This is a genomic window from Vibrio ruber DSM 16370, assembly GCF_900163965.1.
Lineage (GTDB): Bacteria > Pseudomonadota > Gammaproteobacteria > Enterobacterales > Vibrionaceae > Vibrio > Vibrio ruber.
This window is the reverse complement of record NZ_FULE01000072.1, coordinates 1-20,115: the sequence shown is the minus strand read 5'-3', so window position 1 is coordinate 20,115 and position 20,115 is coordinate 1. Positions and strand designations below refer to the sequence as shown.

Sequence of the window (20,115 nt, the reverse complement as noted above, 5' to 3'; positions counted from 1 at the left end):
GAGTTTAGCGGTTCAGGCAGCTGTCAGCTATGGCATCGGATTATCGGCTCAGTTCAGCATTACTTTCCACCGCGGAGCTTTATATGTGATTGCCGCAGCCAAACTGGTCTGCGGCCCCGGTGCGTCAGGCAAAGTCGCCATCGCCCTTGATGCGCTCAACGTTGACCGCTTTATTCAATGCCTGCTCGCCATGCTCAATGAATCCGGCTTTAAACGCATTGAAGCTTTCGGTGAAGTGAATGAGCAAGGCCGCAATGAAGACTTTGAAGAGCTCAACCGCCGCCTGACCGTCGCGGTCGCACTCGGTCTGACTTTAGGTGAAGCCCTGTTGCTGCCGGCCAAAGCCCTGTCTTTTATTCACAAAGATGGTTTGCAGGAAGATTATGCACCGTTAATCGCCAAAAATATTTTGGATAAAACCAAGGTAAAACAAAACCAGAGCTGGGTCACTAACCTGCCACCGGAAACTTTGTGCCATCTGCTCGACTGTTTGAGTAATCAAAACAAAGGTGGTTTGTTCGAAAATAAAGCAGAAGAAAGAGCCAGACTGAATCAGGAAGTAGACAAAGCATTAACCATCGTGCAAATCCTCAAATGGATATCCCCAAAAACAGGTGCCAGTGAAGCGGATATTGAGAAAAAACGCCGACAGTTTGAAAAGACCCTGATCCGTATGAGGGGCAACTATGAATCCGCCCGGCTGCCGATGGAACAATGGCGACGCTTTAGCCAAAGTTGGATGCAATTGGCAGAGTTTATAAACCAACTACCAAAGAGCATTAGAATAGAAGATATAAAAATAGCTAGAGAAACTTTCATTTCTATTAGTACTACTTTATGTGGCAACATGAAACGCTACCACTATGAAGCTGAAGAGCGTTCGGATGCAATTGCTCATTTTGTCGATGGCGAATATGACTACTTAACCATTCGGGTCGCCAAAGAAGGTGACAAGCCACAAGTGGTTGCAGATCGCAAGCGCCTTGAAGAGACGATTCAAGCGATCGAAGACAAAGGTTACTTGTGGAACAAAACCACCTACAACCCGTGGAAAGAACAAAGCTGGACACTTTAAAGCATGAAGATCAATAATCGACTGATTTACAAAACACTCTTTACCTTAATTGGTATTGTTATCTTATCCATAGGTGGCTTTATGGCCTATCTGATGACCCCTTCCGGCTTTCAGTCCCGGCAGGCAGAAGGCCCCAAGGTACTGACTGAGTTACTCGAAATGGCTCAGGAAAGCCAGCCATTTAACCCTGATCCGTATATCTCCAGTACCTATCGCCCCGGAGATCCATTGTATGAACCTGTACTCGCTATCCAGCGAGAACGCTGGGATATAGCCAAAAAACTCCTGCAACCCTTAGTTGAACAAGGCAATGCTGATGCAATGTATTGGCTGGCTCATATCTCTGGGGGCAGTATCTACGCAGGCAAAGAAATTGCTCGGTTATTCCGGAAATCCGCTGAATTGGGCAACCCTTATGCAGCTCTTCGTTTGGATGTCAGCAGTGAAGATTGCAGCCTGTATCTTCGCGGCTACTGTGACCCCAAATGGGGAAAACTTGGGCGAAAACTACTGCAAGAGCGGGCAGAGAAAGGTGATAAAAAAGCAGAATATTACCTGCTTCAGTATGATGAAAACAGCTCAGAAGAGGTGCATAAAGAGCTGGAACGACTAGTCACTGAAAATGCTAAGAATCATTATTATCAGCCATTGATAAGAATGATGATTGATTACAATAGTCAATCATATTTAACTTATTTCCAAAAAAGTAAAGAATTGAGCAATAAAAAAAGGAAATTAATTTCAGAAATAGCATTATTGGCAGTTAATAATAATTTCCCTCCAGCAATGTATAATATTTTTTATAATATGAGTGACGTGTATGAAGATAATGTTTTATCAAAAATTATTAACCAATGCATTAAATTAACATCAAGATCAATAACATGTGCTGAATACAATATAGATAAACCTAATAGAACTAGACATGATATCTTAATTGGTGCAGCATACTCATATATGACAGATATCATTAATCATGGAACTAATAAATATTCTAAATTGACAATATTTAAATCATATATGAATAGAAAAGGGGTTGAAGCATTAAATAGTGATGAAAATAGTGAAGTAATTTCAATGGCAAAAGAGATGCTAGAAAAAATGACTCCTGTTATCTATATCGACGAAATGAATCCAAGACCATAAACTTCATATAATGGGGATCTTAATCATAGATCCCCCGCTTTTATTCTTATTAAACCCCTTCTACGTCTTCTTTAATCAAATTTATCTCATCAAACGTAATCAGATTATTGAGAAATAGCAGAATCTCACGCAGTTCATTTTGGTCAACGGAAGGTGCGGTGCTGGTAGCGAGAAAATCAATCAGATAACCGCGAGCGGTGAGGTGTAAACTAGGTTGTGAATTAGACATCGTAACCTCTTTGGTGTTAATGAGAGAATACAGCCACACTGAAGGTTCCAATCTCCATGGGTGGCAAGCTGAACAAGGTTTGGAACTACCGTTAACACCAAACGGTCAACACAAGGTTGCCTTGTCAGCTCACCATAATATGAGTGAGCCAAGGCTACACATAAACATGAAGTAGCACAAGGCGATGGTTTATGCATTTGGTGTTATTACTCGGTGTTCCAATCCCGACACCGGATTTTATCGGTGCAGATGGAGCTTAAGCAGTGTCTGATTTGTTGACGAGTGGCAGCGCGGCAAAGCGCGAGAGAGTTGGTGAAATCTCATACTTTTCTAATACTTAGTTCGACATTATTTTGCGAGTAATTTCACACTGTGCTGCTTTGAAACACCAATTCATCATGATTCATATTTAGATTGGGTTACAATCAAACCGCTCAAATGAAGTCATTTACAAGGTCAACCTGAAACAAAGTGATTGAACGTAAATCTCAGCATTGCAGTATCAGTTTGATCGCCCTGTGTGCTTATGTCGCTTGAAGCGATGAACTCAGGGGAAAAAGTTCAGGACGAACTTTTTAGCTTTTCGTGAGCAGGATGCGAATAAAAGCGCCCCTGATAGCCGGCACTAAAGCTGAACAACCGGCCTTTTTGGATACTTTTGGGGCCAAGCCAAAAGTATCTGATGCGCAGACTCAGAAGTGACTGAGATCGAAAACATTCAGCGCATCATACAATGCTCAAAAACAGAAACGAGAAAGGACAAAAGTTACTTCTGGAACAAAACTACCTACAACCCGTGGAAAGAAAAAAGCTGGACACTTTAAAGCATGAATATCAATAAGAAACTGATTTACAAAACACTGCTGACCATCGTTGGTGTGATTATTCTAGCGGTCGGTGGACTGATGGCCTATCTGGCGATCCCTTCAGGCTTTCAGTCCCGCCAAGCGGAAGGCCCCAAGGTACTGACTGAGCTACTGAAAATGGCTCAGGAAAGCCAGCCATTTAACCCCGACCCGTATATCTCCAGTACCTATCGTCCCGGAGATCCGCTGTATGAGCCCCTGCTATATATTCAAAGACATCGGCAGGGAAAAGCCGAAGAGCTGTTGCACCCCTTAGTCGAACAAGGCAATGCTGATGCGATGTATTGGTTGGCTCAAATCACCTATGACGATAGCTACTACTCCAGCGGCCCGGCGGCCAAGTTATTCCAGAAGTCAGCCGAGCTGGGGAATCCCTATGCCGCACTCCGATTAGATAGCAACAACCGTGAATGCCAGATGTTTATGAGCGGTTACTGTGATCAAAAGTGGGGAAAACTCGGGCGAAAACTACTGCAAGAGCGGGCAGAGAAAGGCGATAAAAAAGCAGAGTATTATCTGCTTCAGTACGATGAAGACAGCTCAGAAGAGGTGCATAAAGAGCTGGAACGACTAGTCACTGAAAATGCTAAAAATCATTATTATCAGCCATTAGAAAAATTATTAACAGATTATTTTGGCAATTGGCACATGCCTTTTTTAGACAGAGATAAACCTTTAGGAAAAAGAAAAAAGTTATTATTAAGCGAATTAATAAAAATCGCAGCTGATAATAACTACATTCCAGCTATAAATATGGTTTTCCAATATAAAAAATTATTCAAATCAGATTATATTCATATAAATTTAATAAAAATATTAAATCTTGGTGGCGATCTAATTCATTGCCAAAATTATTACATCAATAAATCAAGAAAAAATAGAGAAGAGATAATAGATGGGACATCTTGTGCCATAGCCAAAGATTATATTAGAGGTGAAGATAGTGAAATGTTAATTTTCAACTTTTCACTAAAGAAAAATAAATTAGATAAATTAACCTCTGAAGAGCTTCAGAAAGCAGAAATTCGAGCCCAAAAAATTATAAAAGAAATGACACCAATGATTTATATTGATGAAATGAATCCAAGACCATAAATACTACAATAAGGGGGTCAGCAACCTGATCCCCCTTTTCTCCATTAAATCCCTTCTACATCTTCTTTAATCAAATTCAGCTCATCAAACGTAATCAGATTATTGAGAAATAGCAGAATTTCACGCAATTCATTTTGGTCAACGGAAGGTGCGGTGCTGGTAGCAAGAAAATCAATCAGATAACCGCGAGCGGTCAGGTGTAAATCAAGATGAGTGGTTGAATTTGGCATCATGGCCTCCTGTAGAGTTTCAAAAATCACCACCAGAGGTTCCAATCTCAGAGGTGGTGAACTGAGCAAGGTTTGGAACTACCGCACCACAGGTTGCGGCCTGACAGAGTCAGTCCTATACCCAGCTCACCATGATTGGAGTGAGTAAAGGCTACACACAACTGCTCATCAGTACAAGATAAGTGAATTTGTGCGTCTGTGGTTTATACGGTGTTCCAATCCCGACACCGGATTTTATCGGTGCAGATGTAGCGTAAGCAGTGTCTGATTTGCTGACGAGTCATAAGAAAATAAAGCGCGTGTCATAGCGTAAAATCTCATACTTTGCTCACACTGGGTGTGTCATTATTTTGCGAGTCATTTCACACTGTGCTGTTCTGAAACACCAATTCATCATGATTCATATTTAGATTGGGTTACAATCAAACCGCTCAAATGAAGTCATTCACAAGGTCAACCTGAAACAAAGTGATTGAACGTAAATCTCAGCAGCATCGCGGTATCAGTTTGATCACCCTGTGTGCTTATGTCGCTTGAAGCGATGAACTCAGGGAAAAAGTTCAGGACGAACTTTTTAGCTTTTCGTGAGCAGGATGCGAATAAAAGCGCCCCTGATAGCCGGCACTAAAGCTGAACAACCGGCCTTTTTGGATACTTTTGGGGCCAAGCCAAAAGTATCTGATGCGCAGACGCAGAAGTGACTGAAATCGAAAATATTCGGCGCATCATACAATGCTCGAACACAGAGACGAGAAAGGACAACGGTTACTTCTGGAACAAAACCACCTACAACCCGTGGAAAGAACAAAGCTGGACACTTTAAAGCATGAAGATCAATAATCGACTGATTTACAAAACACTCTTTACCTTAATTGGTATTGTTATCTTATCCATAGGTGGCTTTATGGCCTATCTGATGACCCCTTCCGGCTTTCAGTCCCGGCAGGCAGAAGGCCCCAAGGTACTGACTGAGTTACTCGAAATGGCCCAGAAAAGCCAGCCATTTAACCCCGACCCGTATATTTCCAGTACCTATCGACCCGGAGACCCATTGTATGAACCTGTACTCGCTATCCAGCGGGATCGCTGGGATATAGCCAAAAAACTCCTGCAACCCTTAGTCGAGCAAGGCAATGCTGATGCAATGTACTGGCTGGCTCATATCTCCGGGGGCAGTATCTACGCAGGCAAAGAAATTGCTCGGTTATTCCGGAAATCCGCTGAATTGGGCAACCCTTATGCAGCTCTTCGTTTGGATGTCAGCAGTGAAGATTGCAGCCTTTATCTTCGCGGCTACTGTGACCCCAAATGGGGAAAACTCGGGCGAAAACTACTGCAAGAGCGGGCAGAGAAAGGCGATAAAAAGGCGGAGTATTATCTGCTTCAGTATGATGAAAACAGCTCAGAAGAGGTACATAAAAAACTGGAGCAGTTAGTCACTGAAAATGCCAAAAATCATTATTATCAACCATTAATGAATATGATTATTGATTATTCAATTCAGTATTATCTAAATTATTTTCAAAAGGAAAATGAACTACCTCTAGAGTATAAGAAAGATATCAACAAACTATCTATTTTGATGGCAAAAAATAACTTCTCACCTGCGATTGGTAATATTTTCTATACAAGTGACATTAAAGAACCCAATAAATATATGCACCATTATTTTAAGATTGGTGGCAATTGGTCTACATGTGAAAGTCATTATAAGAAAATAATATACAAATCCAGAAGTAATGTAATAGATGCAGTGACATGTATTATCATTGGTAACATCTTTAAGAAAGCCACCAACAGTTGGACTTCTTATAATATAAAAGAAGCAGAGAATGATTGGAGCATTCAATTTATTAATGAGGATCTAGAAAAAAATGGTAAAGATTCATTAAGTAAAAAAGAAATGGATTTAATTAGAAAGAGAGTAATAAAAATAGTTAAAGAAATGACACCAATGATTTATATCGACGAAATGAATCCAAGACCATAATACTACAATAAGGAGGATCAGCAACCTGATCCCCCTTTTCTCCATTAAATCCCTTCTACATCTTCTTTAATCAAATTTATCTCATCAAACGTAATCAGATTATTGAGAAATAGCAGAATCTCACGCAATTCATTTTGGTCAACGGAAGGTGCGGTGCTGGTGGCAAGGAAATCAATCAGATAACCGCGAGCGGTGAGGTGTAAATCAAGATGAGTGGTTGAATTTGGCATCATGGCCTCCTGTAGCGTTTCAAAAATCACCACCAGAGGTTCGAATCTCAGAGGTGGTGAACTGGGAGGGTTCGAACTACCGCACCACAGGTTGCAGCCTGACTGAGTCAGCCCAACCCAGCTCACCATAATCGAAGTGAGTAAAGGCTACACACAACGGCTCATCAATACAATATGAGTCACTTGTGTATCTGTGGTTTGCAACAGGGTTCGAATCCCGACACCGTTTTTAGCGGTGCAGATGTAGCGTAAGCAGTGTCTGATTTGTTGACGAGTGGCAGCGCGGCAAAGCGCGAGAGAGTTGGTGAAATCTCATACTTTTCTAATACTTAGTTCGACATTATTTTGCGAGTAATTTCACAGTGTGTTCTTTTATATATCAATCTATCAAGAACAATGCAGGGATTTCATTATAATCGCCCTCTCCTAGCGTTAAATCGGTATTCACACCACGTGCGTATTGATAGCTCATATTTAAATCGTCTTATCAAGTCAACGGAAGCCATCACGTATGTTCTTTTACACTAACGTCCAGAGAGCCATTAAACTCATTGATAAACATGCGGTGCTTTACTCGCATGCTAAATTTCCCGGATGGGAGATCTCGTATGTGTGTATCGAAAATCATGGCCTTGTCGAGACCATTGATGCTTACGCGATCGTGACATTAAAAAATGGACGGGTTATTTATGTGCCATTTGAAGATGTCGGCCAAGTCAGACTGCCCAATGACGATGAACTTCTCGGTTATGATATTCGTTTCCTCACTCCTGAACAGATGGCGGCCGCTGTTGATAAAAAGCGTCAGCTTGAATTCATCGTTGCTGTATGTCTGTTCCTCGGTTTTATTGCAGCGATACAGGCGATCTCCTGGAAGCGCCAACAGGATGAGCTGGCCATTCAGAATGCCATGCAAACCATGAACAATATGCATCATCAAAAACGACAGGAAGCATACAACCTCTTAAAGCAAGCCGAAACAACACTCGAACAAAGAGAAAAAGATTTAGGGTCATTTTACGTCTATACCAATGCTAAAATGCCACTGAATGGCTATATGATCCCGAATCAGTACGGTTTCTCCAGCTATGTCAGTGAGATTCAGGACTATCTGGAACACCCCAGTTTTCGCAACGCTGACAGGGACTATGTTCAAAATGGTATGAATCCCATCTCTCTCTTTTTGAGCCACGAGAACACACAAGGCTACCGGGTTGGTATCTATATTGAAACGATGGATTATTACATTAATCAGTCCATTTATTACCCCGGTGACAAGCATCAGCAAGATTCCTCACTGTGGATCACTAAAATTCAACCGGTCACTGAAGCGGAGCGTGCAGAGTTCTTAGCAAGAAACCCCAACCTGACGCAAGAAGATCTCAAACAATACCAACTGGATAAAAGTCATTTCAGTCGCAGTTTTATTCTGAGCCAAGCGCTGCTCAATGGCGGTAAGATGAACCAAGAGGCGTACATGCTGACCTCAGAAAATTTTGCCGGCAAGGAGCGGTTATTTTTTATCTCATCGAAGAGTACCCACCTGACCACTGAGCAACAAGATCAGTTGATTGAAAAATTTATTCAACGTTATGATTTCAAAAGAAGTGACTTTAAAGATTATGCATGGCGCAAAGTTTCGGTGATTGAAGAATAAGAGGAACGCAACTCTCGCAGCAGACTCACAGTCTCCGGCACACACGCCAGCGATAGAATGATGAAAAAGGTCGTTTCACCAACAACAAAGCCGGTCAGTGAACTGACCGGCTTTTACTATGCAGTGTTGCGCTTGTTGAGCAAACAATTGAGTTGTGTGACACACTGCGGCTTGTCACACGGACAACCCGCATCAGCACAGGAGGTTAATGCTTACCCCAATACCCCATTTTGCGGGCAATCCAGATCATCAGCAGGAGTACCACGACGATCGCGAGAAAGTTCGACCCGGCTTCGGGGTACTGCGCTTTGACAAAGGCGGAGTGGCCGAAAGCACCGACAAAAAAACAGGCTAACCCGACTAGCGGAAAATCTTCTGAAACGGGCTGACGCAGATATTCCTGATAAAGCGCCTGAACCGCCAGAATTAAGGCTATCCAGGGAAAAATAGAAAAAGAGACCTCACTCATGGTCATTGAAGACAAAATGGCATCACCACAGACACCGACAATAAAAGCAAGAATCAGGTTCTTGCGTTCTGAAGTATTTTTATCCGACATTAATCAACTCCATCTCTCTGCTGATGTTTACGTGCAATCCGATAACTTGCTGCACCTTTGGCAATCATTCTTAACTGAATAATTAATCGTTCTGCCAGTTCATCCCGTTCGTTCTTATCCAGATCCATCGCTTCAGCACCGGAGCTGAATACCAAGGTCACGGAAGCTTCTGCCTGAGGGGCTGCGATTTCTCGCGCCAACCCGTTGAGGACAAGGTATTCAGTCAGCTCGGCAGCAAAATGCTGAATCTCTCTTGCGACCGCAGCCCGAAATTCGTAGGAGGTTCCTGAGCGTTCTCTCAATAATAGCCGAAATACATTGGGACTGTTTTCGATAAATTCCATGAACGTCTCAACCGAGGTGCGAATCACGCTGCCTTTGGTCGCAATACGCTGGCGTGCCTGACGCATCAGTTGTCGCAGCAATAATCCGCCTTCATCAACCATGGTCAGCCCTAGCTCATTCATATCATCAAAATGGCGATAAAATGAAGTCGGGGCGATACCGGCTTCTCTGGCGACTTCTCTCAGGCTCAAACTGGAAAAACTCTGTTGTGCGCTCAATTGGCGAAAGGCAGCATCAATTAATGAGCGACGGGTTTTTTCTTTCTGTTGAGCACGAATTCCCATGGCGTACAATTCCTAAATCACAGCTAAAAACGTTCTACTATAACGCGAATTATTGTTTTATCGATAAAACAATATCTCATCCCGCACAAAATTGTCTATTCAAACTGAGTTCATGCCGGTATCAGCGATCATTATCACTGATCACTTGGCAGAACAGCGACACAGCTAAACAATACGTTACAATAATGCGTTACAATATAAACACCAAAAAAACCAACGAATATTCATCAGGAAGTCATATGTCAGAGACTCATCATTTCGATGCGATTGTCATCGGCAGTGGTCCCGGCGGTGAAGGTGCCGCGATGGGGCTGACCAAAGCAGGGCTGAATGTCGCCATCGTTGAAAAAGAGCAAAGTGTCGGTGGCGGATGTACCCATTGGGGGACGATTCCATCAAAAGCCTTAAGACATGCCGTCAGCCGTATCATCGAATTTAACAGCAACCCGCTGTTTTGCCATAACAACACCAGCCTTCACGCCACATTCCCCAATATTCTGTTGCACGCAAAATCTGTGATTGATAAGCAGACCCGGTTACGCCAAGGGTTTTATGATCGCAACAAATGTACCTTACTGTTTGGCGTTGCCCAATTTATCGATAGTCACACCATCGAAGTGCTTCAGCATGATGGCAGCAAAGAGCGTTATACCGCGGATAAGTTTGTCATCGCCACGGGGTCGCGCCCTTATCAACCGCATGATGTCGATTTCAGTCATCCGCGCATCTACGATAGCGACTCGATTCTCAACTTAGCCCATGATCCGCGCCATATTCTGATCTATGGTGCCGGGGTGATCGGCTGTGAATATGCGTCGATCTTCCGGGGACTTGGGGTGAAAACCGACCTAATCAATACCCGTGATCGTCTGTTGTCTTTTCTTGATAATGAAGTCTCCGATGCGTTGTCATATCACTTCTGGAATAACGGCGTGGTGATTCGCAATGATGAAACCTATCAAAGTATTGAAGGTTGCCGGGACGGGGTGATTGTTCACCTGAAATCCGGTAAGAAAATGAAAGCCGACTGCCTGCTCTATGCCAACGGCAGAACGGGTAACACCGATCGGTTAAATCTCGAAGTGCTCGGATTAGCAGCCGATTCGCGCGGCCAGTTGGGAGTCAACCGCAGTTACCAGACCGAAGTCGAACATATTTATGCCGTCGGTGATGTGATTGGCTACCCTAGCCTCGCCAGCGCCGCTTATGATCAAGGCCGGTTTGTCGCACAAATCATTGCATTCGGTGCAAGTAACAGCCAGCTCATTGAAGATATTCCGACCGGGATATATACCATTCCTGAAATCAGCTCTGTCGGTAAAACCGAGCAGGAGCTGACCAATGCCAAAATCCCTTATGAGGTCGGCCGCTCTTCGTTTAAACATCTGGCGCGCGCGCAAATCGCAGGGACTGATGTAGGGAGTCTGAAAATTCTGTTCCACCGGGAAACCAAGGAGATTCTCGGGATTCACTGCTTTGGTGAACGGGCAGCGGAAATTATTCACATCGGTCAGGCGATTATGGAACAGAAAGGCGCAGCCAATACCATTGAATATTTCGTCAATACGACCTTTAACTATCCGACGATGGCGGAAGCTTATCGGGTTGCAGCGTTGAATGGGTTGAATCGCCTGTTTTAATCGCCAGCCTCTGATGACGCAATGCTTCAGTCGCACTTCGATGCTTTTGTTTCGGGCTTGGTACGGTGTACACAGCCCGGACAAAAGACGAACAACACCATATTACCAATAACAGTGAACCACTACAGGCGTGTAGCGGAATTGGCAGCTCGTCAGGCGACAAACTAAGCGCTGCCAGATTTTCCAACGCCGACAGGGATAGTTTAACGGTGAAAAACTGTGAACCTCTTTAACCCACGGTAAGCAGTTTAATACCGCATTTTTCGGGGCGGCAAAACCATGTTGGTAAGCACCGCATCCCATCCGTTGCCCTAAACGGGTGCCAGTTTTATCGCCGGCAAGCAGCAAACAGGCATGAGCATGAGGAAAAGTCAGCCCGAGCGTTCTGATAAACGCGGCGACATGTTCTGACTGCGTTTCAAGTAATGCATGTTCACACAGAATAAGGATCGGTGCAGACTCTGAAATATGGATATTTTTCAGCCATGACAGCGAGGTGACACTGCCATTGATATGCTGATAACGTTCGCTGGGATGGAATAATCGCTGTCGCCAGATCAAATGCTCAGACACATCGACTTCCAGCCAATGACACCGGCCATTATCAACGCGGTAGAAGCGTGTATCCAGACCGGCTCCGACATTAATCACCCAAGCATCAGGATATGTCGCCAGAAATTCCCGCACCTGCTGATCACAGATTTGAGTCAGCGTGACATGTAACAACTGCTTTTGATCAAGGTTGCCATCCCTGCAATCGAGCGCCACCTCACAAGATAGACAGGCTTGTGCGGCAATCGGATCATAGATTAAGCCGTTATCGGCTAAGCTTTCCCGCCTCCTGAACCACAGCGGCTCAACAAGATGCGCAGGAATCTGATAATGTTCTCGATGCTTCCGGCAGTAATATGACATTGTCATTATCCTCTCAAGTTAACTTAGATGATAATGAATATCAATTACATTAGCAAGTTATTGAGAGGGGTTCTCAATAACTTACTGGATCAGATGTTTCCGGTCAGTCGGTTACATCCAGTCGGTATTGCGGATAATCCCGACGGCCACCCCTTCAATGGTTAATTCCTGAGAGGAAAGATCGACTTCAATCGGGTTAAACGCTTCATTTTCCGCATGTAACAATACTTTGGCCCCTTGGCGCTCAAGTCGTTTGACCGTAACATCGTCTTCGAGACGGGCAACCACAACCTGACCATTTCTGACATCCTGAGTTTTATGCACAGCCAGTAAATCACCATCCATGATGCCGATATCTTTCATACTCTCGCCGTGGACACGCAACAGAAAATCAGCTTGGGGTTTGAACATTGCCGGATCAACCTGATAATGCGCTTCAACATGCTCCTGCGCCAGAATCGGCTCACCTGCGGCAACACGGCCGATCAGTGGCAAACCTTCTTCGACCGGGTCATTGGCAGAGTCAAGCAAAATGCGAATGCCTCGAGAGGCGCCCGGAACAATTTCAATCACTTGTTTACGCGCAAGTGCTTTTAAATGTTCTTCAGCCGCATTGGCAGAACGGAACCCCAGCTCTTTGGCGATTTCAGCACGAGTCGGCGGCATTCCGGAATCTTCAATCCGGCTTTTGATCAAATCAAAGACCTGTTGTTGGCGTGGTGTTAAAGGCTTCATAATTCACCTGTCTTTTTATACAGTCAACTGTGAGTATATCCAGTATTATGAAAAATGAAAAGTGAATCTTTTAAACCTTTAGAAAACAAAAACATCCACCCAGACATAGAGTGACATCAGAATGGAGAGCAGCACCGCTGCCGAGCCCATATCCTTGGCCTGCCCTGCGAGTTGGTGATGCTCCAGTCCGACACGATCCACGACGGCTTCAATCGCACTATTTAATAACTCAACGATCAAAACCATCATCAATGAACCGATGAGCAGTAAACGTTCGATTTGAGTCACGTCTGCAAATAAAGCAATGGGAATCAGGATCAGACACACGATCAACTCTTCCCGAAAAGCGGCTTCACCGACGATCGCGGCACGAATGCCCTGATAGGAATATTTGGCAGCGTTCAATATACGAGTCAGACCTTGAGCTGGTTTCTGTTGCATAGATTTTTCCGATTATGATAATTAGGGTGAACTGGCGCATCCGGACAAGCAGGGAGAATCCTATCACGACGGTCATGAGGAACAGTAGTAGTACACAAAAAATAGTTGCCAATAGTAAAAGGTTGCCCCTGTTTCTGTTATCCTAGACAACATTCTGGTGACTGGGTTCACATGCTTGATATCGTGACAATCTGGTCCCTATTTCGTTATTCATTCTTGAGAGTCCGAGCTTTTATGTCAGTCCGACAATCAGTATCACGTTCACTATTAACTATCCCTGTATCTGCTTTGACCAAGAGCACGGTCGTTCCGGCCGATCCGATCGCGGATCATCATATTGATCTGGAGAAACCCATTGTTTATGCACTGCCGTTTCAATCGACCGTCGATCTGCTGACTTTAAAACAGCAAACGGAGAAACTTGGACTACCGGATCCATTTCAACCTTTGGAAATCGACGGTAAAAAACTCACACGCTATATCTTTATTGCATCCCGGCCGACGTTGATCCGCAGCGATGACGATGTGCCTTACGGTTCCGTCACGCAGTTTACTGAACTGCTTGCGTTACATCAGGGTAACCCTGAGCTGGATATTCAGCTCCTGCCAACTTCGGTGCTTTGGGGCAGAAAGCCCGGTAAAGAAAACCAGACTAAAGCCTATCTGGAGCCGATGAACGGCCCACAAAAGGCCAAGGCGGTATTGCTGTCCGGCAGAGACTGCTTAGTGCGTTTCAGTCCCGTCGTTTCTCTGCGCTACATGGCAGACAGCCACGGTACGGATGCAGCCATTGCCCATAAAGTTGCGCGGGTAGCCCGGATTCATTTTTCACGCCAGAAACTGGCCGCTTCGGGCCCGCAACTGCCGGAGCGTGAAGTCTTGCTGCAACGTCTGATGCAGTCACAAGCTATTCGTCATGCCATTAATGACGAAGTGAAAACCAAAAATATTTCGCAGAAAAAAGCGCAGAAAGAAGCCCTGAAAATATTAGACGAGATCGCAGCGAACTTCTCTTATTCGCTGGTGCGCAAAAGTGATCGCTTGCTGAAATGGCTCTGGAACCGGATTTATCAGGGAATAAATGTGCATAATGCGGCGCGTGTGCGTCGTCTGGCTCAGGACGGACATGAAATCGTCTATGTTCCCTGCCACCGGAGCCATATGGACTATCTGCTATTGTCTTATGTGCTGTACCACGAAGGGATGGTTCCCCCTCATATTGCAGCGGGTCTGAATCTGAACTTTTTCCCGGCAGGTCCTTTGTTCCGTCGTGGCGGAGCATTCTTTATCCGCCGCAGTTTTAAAGGCAACAAGCTTTATTCGACCATTTTCCGCGAATATCTGGCGGACTTGTTCGCGAAAGGTTACTCCGTTGAGTATTTCAGCGAAGGCGGCCGTTCAAGAACCGGACGTTTGCTCCCCGCCAAAACGGGGATGTTGGCAATGACCATCCAAGCGATGTTAAGAGGCCTCAACCGCCCTGTAACTCTGGTGCCGGTGTACATCGGCTATGAACATGTTATGGAGGTCTCAACCTATGCCAAAGAGCTGCGCGGTAAGCAGAAAGAGAAAGAAAATGCCAGTCTGGTGATCCGAACCATTCGTAAACTGAAGAATTTCGGCCAAGGCTATGTCAACTTTGGTGAACCGATCCTGCTCAATCAGTTTTTGAATGAGGAAGTGCCCGACTGGACCAAAGATATTGACCGGGTCGGGAATAGCCGCCCGCAGTGGATCACACTGCTGGTCAATCAACTGGCAACCAAAATGATGACCCGCATTAATGATGCCGCGGCAGCCAATGCCATGACATTATGTGCGACCGCACTGCTCGCTTCTCGTCAGCGTGCGCTTGCCCGGGAAAATTTAATCAAACAGATCGACTGTTATCTGAATCTGCTACGCAATGTGCCTTACTCGGAAACAATGACCGTCCCGGCCGATAGTGCCGAATCGTTGGTGCATCATGCGACATCTCTCGATAAGTTTTTGATCGAATCCGACAGTATTGGTGAAATTATCTCATTGGATCGTCACCAATCGATTCTCATGACCTACTATCGCAACAATATTATTCATCTGTTGGCGCTGCCGTCCCTGATTGCCCAGATATTGGTGAGTCACCAATCCCTGTCACTCGATACGCTCCGTCACTATGTCGCGCTCATCTATCCGTTCATCCAGCAAGAGCTGTTCTTGAGTTATCAGCCGGAAGCACTCAATGAACATATTGAGGCTTATCTGCGCGAATTGCAGCGGCAGGAGTTAATCCAGTATGAAGACGACACAGTGTCTATCAATCCAGCCAGAACACAGGTGTTAATCTTACTCGGCAGAACGATTTCCGAAACCCTGCAACGTTATGCGATTACGTTAAATCTACTGGTCTCGACACCGGATATGGGTAAAAGTGAACTGGAGAAAAACAGTCAGGAAATTGCTCGTCGTCTGGGACGACTGCATGGAATTAATGCGCCGGAGTTTTTTGATAAAGGTGTATTTACGGCGCTCATGACCACGCTGAAACAGCAGGATTATCTCAATCATGATCAGCAATTCTGTACAGAAAAATGTCAACAATTGTCGGAGCTGATATTCACACTGCTCTACCCTGAGATTCGCCTCACGATCAGAGAAAGCACTTATCTGATTGATTAAAAGCTTCAGGGGCGATGTGATTCGGAGCAAAAAGAAACGGCATATTTGATGCCGTTTCTCATATGAGGATTGACGAATGCTTTCAATCGATAACATCGCTTCTAAATCGACGACATTGGTTTTAAACAGACGACATTGGTGTTATTTAAACAGAAGACATAGAAAGCAGCAAACCTGCGGCTATCACCATACCGACATAGTTATTGTTCAAGAATGCCTGCAGGCACAGGTTTCGCTGACGATGTCGAATTAAATGCTGCTGATACACAAATAATCCGCTCACGATCAGCACACTCCAGTAAAACGCAGCACTCAACTGATACATCACACCGACGCCAATCAGCATCAGTAACGTCACCAACTGAAGTATACCGATAATCAATTTATCAAAGCGGCCAAACAGAATGGCGGTTGATTTCACGCCGATCTTTAAATCATCTTCCCGGTCTGCCATTGCGTATTGGGTATCATAAGCAACCGTCCAGACCGAGTTAATCAGAAAAATAAACCAGACCACGCCGGGTAAACTATTGGACTGTGCCGCCCAAGCCATCGGAATCGCCCAGCTAAAAGCCAGTGCCAGGAAAACCTGCGGTAAATTGGTATAGCGCTTCATAAAAGGATAAATAAATGCCAATACAATCGCGGCAAAAGAGAGCTGGATGGTGAGTTTATTCATCGTCAGCACCAGCGCAAATGAGAACAACGACAAAATCAGAAACAAGCCGACCGCCTCTTTCTCGCTCACGAGACCTGCCGGTAAAGGACGCATGTGGGTTCGCTGAACATGGCCGTCAACATGACGATCGGCAAAATCATTAATCACACAACCGGCTGAGCGCATTAAGACCACTCCCAGCACAAAAACAAACAGCACATTCAGATCCGGAATACCTTCGGCAGCAAGAATCAATGCCCATAGCGTCGGCCATAACAACAGCAAAGAACCGATAGGACGATCCATGCGCATCAATTGCCAATACGCTTTTGCCTTTGATACAGTCATTGTGTGTTCTCCTTAACATACACGGGGGCGTCAGGTAAAAATAGTTCGGTGACCAGCATCGGTTGATATGCCATCTGTAGCCTTGAGCGACGCGCCCACAATACGCCATCTTCAGTGTTCACTTTTGCGACCTGTAACACATCTCGCTGAACATCATCAGACTGAAACACAAAATCCCCAAGTGAACTCGATCCCAATTGAAAGAGGCGATTCGACAAGTCACTATGGTCCAGTTGCGGAATCAGCGTATGCCCAATCACCCATGGGGTTTCATCTCCCGACAGTAGCACCTGACGAACCAAAACGCGGTGGGGTGACCCCAACAAACTTTGCTCTTGCGCGGCAAGCCATGTCGTCGCTTGCCAGTCATGCCGGAGTACTTCAACGGATAGTGCCTGACAATAGTTTCTCATCAACTGGGACAACGACCCCTGTTCTTGTAACCATTGTCTAATCTTTGGCGTCGGAAAATAAAAATTTTCGCATTCTTGCCAGATTATCTGGTTTAATAGCGATAGATAAGGCGAAACTGATTGATGCATACTACTATTTTTTATGTGAATGCCTTTGTGATTGCATAATATCCTGATTGGGATATTGTTTTGAAGCGAATGTCGAAGGCTGTCAACTTTGTTATCAATGGGTAAACCATTGTAACAAGACCAGAGCGATTCGAATATCATCAACCTTTGTCAGATTATAACATTATTATGCTGAAACGTTATTTAGCCCTCATCATTCTCATGACAGGCCTGCTTTCTGTCTCACTTAGCCATGCAGCTGAAGATTCAGGTGCACCTAAGCTGGCTTACTTTACGCTGGAACCGGATTTAACTACCAATTTCTTTACCAAAGGGAAGGAACTTGGCTACATTCAAGTCCGGATTGAGATTATGGTCGCCAATAATTCCGATCTGCCGATCATCGAAAAGCATCAGCCACTGATTCGCGATACGGTGGTTGAGCTGATGGGGAAACAGACCGCTGATACCATTCGTTCCCTCGCGGGAAGAGAAGATCTAAGAAAAACACTGGTAAAAAAAATCAATGATTTGCTGCTGCCGGAAACAGGGCGTTCCATTGTCGCTGATTTGCTGTTCACTAAATATATCTATCAGTAAACAGTATCTTTACCAATAAAAGCACCGTACCCGATAAGCGGCCGTTTACTGACAAGGAACGGCCCGTCCGGGGGCGGTATTGTATCGGTTGTGACCTACACGTTTGCCGGGACACGCTTAGATTCATACAGTCCGAGTCCCATGCCGATCAGTAATCCAGCCACATGAGCACTATTGGCAATTGGCATAAACGGCTGCACAAAAGCAATCACTAACCAGATCAGCATAAAACCGAGTAACGGTTTCTGTATTGATAATCCCAGTTCAGGCCGCTTCCAGCCGAATATCCAAATAAAACCGACCAGCGCATAAACCACACCAGATAACCCGCCAAATCCCGGACCATCACTCCAATACTGTACAATCCCTGAGCCGGCTGACGATAGCACCAATAAATTAGTCAGTTTCAAGGCACCCAGACGTTTTTCGAGATCGCCTCCCAGATACCACCACCACAACAAGTTAAAAATGATATGAAGGACAGAAAAATGCAGAAAAGCCGGTGAGACCCAACGCCAGATTTCCCAAGCCTGATTCTGAGAGGTCGGAAAATGGAGCAGATTGAACATCGTTTGTTGTAATCCAAACATCTGGAGTACAAAGACAGTGATACACAGCAGCATCACCCCCAATGTCATATAACCGGCTTTGGCATAAAACAGTTGTAAAACACTTGGTGAGTTGTAACGAAATGTGGTTTTTTGTCGGCCGTCAGTCTCCCAGGATGCCGCACGATATTTCGGATCTTCAGGATGTGCTAGGAACTGCTTCAGCTCAGTTTCTGCTTCATGCAAGTGTTCATCTTTGATTAACCATAGACAGAATGTTGCTTCTGCCTCCGGCATCATCATAATCTCTATATGTTTTAAAGCCATATAGTCAATGAATGCCTGCCCCACACGAGGATTATCGATCGTAATCAGACGAATCATATTTCTGCTCTTCTCCGGCGAATAATGGGAGCATCAGCGTGCTCACAACGTCATGTAATGCTCATCAGGATCACTGACATCATGATGATGAGACGGGTAAATTCGCCCGATGCCATGCTTCAAAGCCACCATCAATACTGTATACCGCTTCAAATCCCTGATTAATCAAATACTGGGCTGCACCCTGACTACTGACCCCGTGATAACACATCACCAGCACGGGCTGCTCATAATCAACCTCAGCCATAAACTGATTGATCGTATCATTGGTCAAGTGAAACGCAGATTCAGCATGTGCTACAGCAAACGACTGGGGATCACGAATATCGACTAACGTTGCACCCTGCTCTTGCATCATGTTCAGTGCCCCCTGAACATCAATATGTTGAAATTGCTCCATGATTTATCACTCTCGCACTTTATCGGTGAACACTATTGTAACCTATTCAAGATCCTATCATACCATCGAATCACAAGGCTCATTCATAACTGATCATTTTTGCGCCATCAGTGGATAAAGCTGTGGATTGTGTTGATAAAGTAGTCATTCTCAAAATGATCCACAATATGTAGTGATGATCTTTATTTTATTGTGTGTAAATCTTTTTATATCCCCAAGCTGAACAATCTGTTCAGCGCTTGGTAGTGACGACTCATGCACCTAAAGTCAATCATTTAAACACAGAGTTATCCACAGGCTGGTGTTGACTTCACTGCACAGATTTGGATCAAAAAAAAGTATCCACCGGCATAGCCGGTGGTTTTTCATATGCGCCTATAAGGCTCTCCTACTAGCAGCGCCCTAGCAGGCGCGTAGTGATCTGACATTTGCATATGACTACTTCCTGCGGCCCGTAAACGGGCTACCTGAATACGGGATCGACAATTGCTCTCCCATTTTATCCTGCTCTAGTTGCTGCTTAATGTAATTTTGTATCTTGCTCGTATTTTTACCTACCGT

The 20,115-nt window shown here is 44.7% G+C and carries 19 protein-coding genes and 2 pseudogenes; 8 read left to right on the top strand and 13 right to left on the bottom strand.

Features of this window, described 5'->3' with window-relative positions:
* Both VR7878_RS21155 and VR7878_RS19820 read left to right on the top strand, forming a co-directional pair.
* Positions 1 to 1,075, top strand: a pseudogene (locus tag VR7878_RS21155) (hypothetical protein); the annotation flags it as partial.
* A gap of 3 nt (positions 1,076 to 1,078) precedes the next feature.
* Entirely contained in the window at positions 1,079 to 2,221 is a 1,143-nt protein-coding gene (locus VR7878_RS19820) for a tetratricopeptide repeat protein (RefSeq protein WP_077337703.1), read from the top strand.
* A 49-nt stretch (positions 2,222 to 2,270) separates the two neighbouring features.
* Here VR7878_RS19820 and VR7878_RS19815 read toward each other — a convergent pair whose 3' ends face one another.
* Positions 2,271 to 2,450 (bottom strand): hypothetical protein, encoded by a 180-nt coding sequence (locus VR7878_RS19815; RefSeq protein WP_077337702.1) that lies wholly within the window; start codon positions 2,448 to 2,450, stop codon positions 2,271 to 2,273.
* A gap of 827 nt (positions 2,451 to 3,277) precedes the next feature.
* Here VR7878_RS19815 and VR7878_RS19810 point away from each other — a divergent pair.
* Positions 3,278 to 4,411, top strand: coding sequence for a tetratricopeptide repeat protein (locus VR7878_RS19810; protein WP_077337701.1), 1,134 nt, complete (start codon positions 3,278 to 3,280; stop codon positions 4,409 to 4,411).
* A 44-nt stretch (positions 4,412 to 4,455) separates the two neighbouring features.
* On the opposite strand, the gene VR7878_RS19805 is transcribed toward VR7878_RS19810, so the two are convergent.
* Positions 4,456 to 4,644, bottom strand: a complete 189-nt coding sequence (locus VR7878_RS19805) for a hypothetical protein (protein WP_157372029.1) — start codon at positions 4,642 to 4,644, stop codon at positions 4,456 to 4,458.
* A gap of 823 nt (positions 4,645 to 5,467) precedes the next feature.
* On the opposite strand from VR7878_RS19805, the gene VR7878_RS19800 reads away from it, so the two are divergent.
* Complete coding sequence (locus VR7878_RS19800) at positions 5,468 to 6,631, top strand: tetratricopeptide repeat protein (RefSeq protein WP_077337700.1); 1,164 nt, start codon at positions 5,468 to 5,470, stop codon at positions 6,629 to 6,631.
* A 44-nt stretch (positions 6,632 to 6,675) separates the two neighbouring features.
* Here VR7878_RS19800 and VR7878_RS20975 read toward each other — a convergent pair whose 3' ends face one another.
* Positions 6,676 to 6,864: a hypothetical protein gene (locus VR7878_RS20975; RefSeq protein WP_159440512.1), complete on the bottom strand. Its 189-nt coding sequence runs from the start codon at positions 6,862 to 6,864 to the stop codon at positions 6,676 to 6,678.
* Between the two features lie 508 nt (positions 6,865 to 7,372).
* Here VR7878_RS20975 and VR7878_RS19790 point away from each other — a divergent pair.
* On the top strand, positions 7,373 to 8,518 hold the full coding sequence (locus VR7878_RS19790) for a hypothetical protein (RefSeq protein WP_077337698.1): 1,146 nt from the start codon (positions 7,373 to 7,375) through the stop codon (positions 8,516 to 8,518).
* A gap of 205 nt (positions 8,519 to 8,723) precedes the next feature.
* Here VR7878_RS19790 and VR7878_RS19785 read toward each other — a convergent pair whose 3' ends face one another.
* Together VR7878_RS19785 and fabR are read right to left on the bottom strand one after the other, a co-directional pair.
* Positions 8,724 to 9,077, bottom strand: a complete 354-nt coding sequence (locus VR7878_RS19785) for a YijD family membrane protein (RefSeq protein WP_059123018.1) — start codon at positions 9,075 to 9,077, stop codon at positions 8,724 to 8,726.
* Positions 9,077 to 9,706 (bottom strand): HTH-type transcriptional repressor FabR, encoded by a 630-nt coding sequence (gene fabR / locus VR7878_RS19780; RefSeq protein ID WP_059123019.1) that lies wholly within the window; start codon positions 9,704 to 9,706, stop codon positions 9,077 to 9,079. The genes VR7878_RS19785 and fabR overlap by 1 nt, the downstream gene beginning before the upstream one ends.
* A gap of 239 nt (positions 9,707 to 9,945) precedes the next feature.
* Here fabR and sthA point away from each other — a divergent pair, with 239 nt between their 5' ends.
* The gene (gene sthA, locus VR7878_RS19775; RefSeq protein WP_077337697.1) at positions 9,946 to 11,346 is read left to right on the top strand and encodes a Si-specific NAD(P)(+) transhydrogenase; all 1,401 of its coding nucleotides are present in this window, start codon (positions 9,946 to 9,948) and stop codon (positions 11,344 to 11,346) included.
* Positions 11,347 to 11,448: 102 nt separating this feature from the next.
* On the opposite strand, the gene VR7878_RS19770 is transcribed toward sthA, so the two are convergent.
* The 3 genes from VR7878_RS19770 to VR7878_RS19760 all read right to left on the bottom strand — a co-directional run bounded on the left by VR7878_RS19770 (position 11,449) and on the right by VR7878_RS19760 (position 13,437).
* On the bottom strand, positions 11,449 to 12,267 hold the full coding sequence (locus tag VR7878_RS19770) for a class I SAM-dependent methyltransferase (RefSeq protein ID WP_077337696.1): 819 nt from the start codon (positions 12,265 to 12,267) through the stop codon (positions 11,449 to 11,451).
* Between the two features lie 105 nt (positions 12,268 to 12,372).
* Positions 12,373 to 12,996 (bottom strand): transcriptional repressor LexA, encoded by a 624-nt coding sequence (gene lexA / locus VR7878_RS19765; RefSeq protein ID WP_077337695.1) that lies wholly within the window; start codon positions 12,994 to 12,996, stop codon positions 12,373 to 12,375.
* Between the two features lie 78 nt (positions 12,997 to 13,074).
* A complete protein-coding gene (locus VR7878_RS19760) occupies positions 13,075 to 13,437 on the bottom strand; it encodes a diacylglycerol kinase (protein WP_077337694.1) in 363 nt (120 codons plus the stop codon).
* A 234-nt stretch (positions 13,438 to 13,671) separates the two neighbouring features.
* Here VR7878_RS19760 and plsB point away from each other — a divergent pair, with 234 nt between their 5' ends.
* Entirely contained in the window at positions 13,672 to 16,095 is a 2,424-nt protein-coding gene (gene plsB / locus VR7878_RS19755; protein ID WP_077337693.1) for a glycerol-3-phosphate 1-O-acyltransferase PlsB, read from the top strand.
* 145 nt (positions 16,096 to 16,240) lie between these two features.
* Here plsB and ubiA read toward each other — a convergent pair whose 3' ends face one another.
* Positions 16,241 to 17,101 carry a 4-hydroxybenzoate octaprenyltransferase gene (gene ubiA, locus VR7878_RS19750; protein WP_077337692.1) on the bottom strand — a complete coding sequence of 287 codons (861 nt, stop codon included), beginning with the start codon at positions 17,099 to 17,101 and terminating at the stop codon, positions 16,241 to 16,243.
* Entirely contained in the window at positions 17,098 to 17,643 is a 546-nt protein-coding gene (locus VR7878_RS19745) for a chorismate lyase (RefSeq protein WP_159440511.1), read from the bottom strand. The genes ubiA and VR7878_RS19745 overlap by 4 nt, the downstream gene beginning before the upstream one ends.
* Positions 17,644 to 17,811: 168 nt before the next feature.
* Here VR7878_RS19745 and VR7878_RS19740 point away from each other — a divergent pair, with 168 nt between their 5' ends.
* A complete protein-coding gene (locus VR7878_RS19740; RefSeq protein ID WP_077337690.1) occupies positions 17,812 to 18,222 on the top strand; it encodes a flagellar basal body-associated protein FliL in 411 nt (136 codons plus the stop codon).
* Between the two features lie 95 nt (positions 18,223 to 18,317).
* Here the strand turns inward: VR7878_RS19740 and glpG are convergent, their stop codons facing one another.
* The 3 genes and pseudogenes from glpG to VR7878_RS19725 form a co-directional block, all read right to left on the bottom strand.
* Positions 18,318 to 19,154, bottom strand: a complete 837-nt coding sequence (gene glpG / locus VR7878_RS19735; RefSeq protein WP_077337689.1) for a rhomboid family intramembrane serine protease GlpG — start codon at positions 19,152 to 19,154, stop codon at positions 18,318 to 18,320.
* Positions 19,155 to 19,233: 79 nt separating this feature from the next.
* Complete coding sequence (gene glpE / locus VR7878_RS19730) at positions 19,234 to 19,554, bottom strand: thiosulfate sulfurtransferase GlpE (protein ID WP_077337688.1); 321 nt, start codon at positions 19,552 to 19,554, stop codon at positions 19,234 to 19,236.
* Positions 19,555 to 19,992: 438 nt separating this feature from the next.
* A pseudogene (locus VR7878_RS19725) lies at positions 19,993 to 20,115 on the bottom strand (IS200/IS605 family transposase); the annotation flags it as partial.

What these genes read in the sequence shown, in the direction of transcription:
- VR7878_RS19820 (WP_077337703.1), top strand. Translation starts at nt 1,079, where the DNA reads ATGAAGATCAATAATCGACTGATTTACAAAACACTCTTTACCTTAATT.
- VR7878_RS19815 (WP_077337702.1), bottom strand. Translation starts at nt 2,450, where the DNA reads ATGTCTAATTCACAACCTAGTTTACACCTCACCGCTCGCGGTTATCTG.
- VR7878_RS19810 (WP_077337701.1), top strand. Translation starts at nt 3,278, where the DNA reads ATGAATATCAATAAGAAACTGATTTACAAAACACTGCTGACCATCGTT.
- VR7878_RS19805 (WP_157372029.1), bottom strand. Translation starts at nt 4,644, where the DNA reads ATGATGCCAAATTCAACCACTCATCTTGATTTACACCTGACCGCTCGC.
- VR7878_RS19800 (WP_077337700.1), top strand. Translation starts at nt 5,468, where the DNA reads ATGAAGATCAATAATCGACTGATTTACAAAACACTCTTTACCTTAATT.
- VR7878_RS20975 (WP_159440512.1), bottom strand. Translation starts at nt 6,864, where the DNA reads ATGATGCCAAATTCAACCACTCATCTTGATTTACACCTCACCGCTCGC.
- VR7878_RS19790 (WP_077337698.1), top strand. Translation starts at nt 7,373, where the DNA reads ATGTTCTTTTACACTAACGTCCAGAGAGCCATTAAACTCATTGATAAA.
- VR7878_RS19785 (WP_059123018.1), bottom strand. Translation starts at nt 9,077, where the DNA reads ATGTCGGATAAAAATACTTCAGAACGCAAGAACCTGATTCTTGCTTTT.
- fabR (WP_059123019.1), bottom strand. Translation starts at nt 9,706, where the DNA reads ATGGGAATTCGTGCTCAACAGAAAGAAAAAACCCGTCGCTCATTAATT.
- sthA (WP_077337697.1), top strand. Translation starts at nt 9,946, where the DNA reads ATGTCAGAGACTCATCATTTCGATGCGATTGTCATCGGCAGTGGTCCC.
- VR7878_RS19770 (WP_077337696.1), bottom strand. Translation starts at nt 12,267, where the DNA reads ATGACAATGTCATATTACTGCCGGAAGCATCGAGAACATTATCAGATT.
- lexA (WP_077337695.1), bottom strand. Translation starts at nt 12,996, where the DNA reads ATGAAGCCTTTAACACCACGCCAACAACAGGTCTTTGATTTGATCAAA.
- VR7878_RS19760 (WP_077337694.1), bottom strand. Translation starts at nt 13,437, where the DNA reads ATGCAACAGAAACCAGCTCAAGGTCTGACTCGTATATTGAACGCTGCC.
- plsB (WP_077337693.1), top strand. Translation starts at nt 13,672, where the DNA reads ATGTCAGTCCGACAATCAGTATCACGTTCACTATTAACTATCCCTGTA.
- ubiA (WP_077337692.1), bottom strand. Translation starts at nt 17,101, where the DNA reads ATGACTGTATCAAAGGCAAAAGCGTATTGGCAATTGATGCGCATGGAT.
- VR7878_RS19745 (WP_159440511.1), bottom strand. Translation starts at nt 17,643, where the DNA reads ATGCATCAATCAGTTTCGCCTTATCTATCGCTATTAAACCAGATAATC.
- VR7878_RS19740 (WP_077337690.1), top strand. Translation starts at nt 17,812, where the DNA reads ATGCTGAAACGTTATTTAGCCCTCATCATTCTCATGACAGGCCTGCTT.
- glpG (WP_077337689.1), bottom strand. Translation starts at nt 19,154, where the DNA reads ATGATTCGTCTGATTACGATCGATAATCCTCGTGTGGGGCAGGCATTC.
- glpE (WP_077337688.1), bottom strand. Translation starts at nt 19,554, where the DNA reads ATGGAGCAATTTCAACATATTGATGTTCAGGGGGCACTGAACATGATG.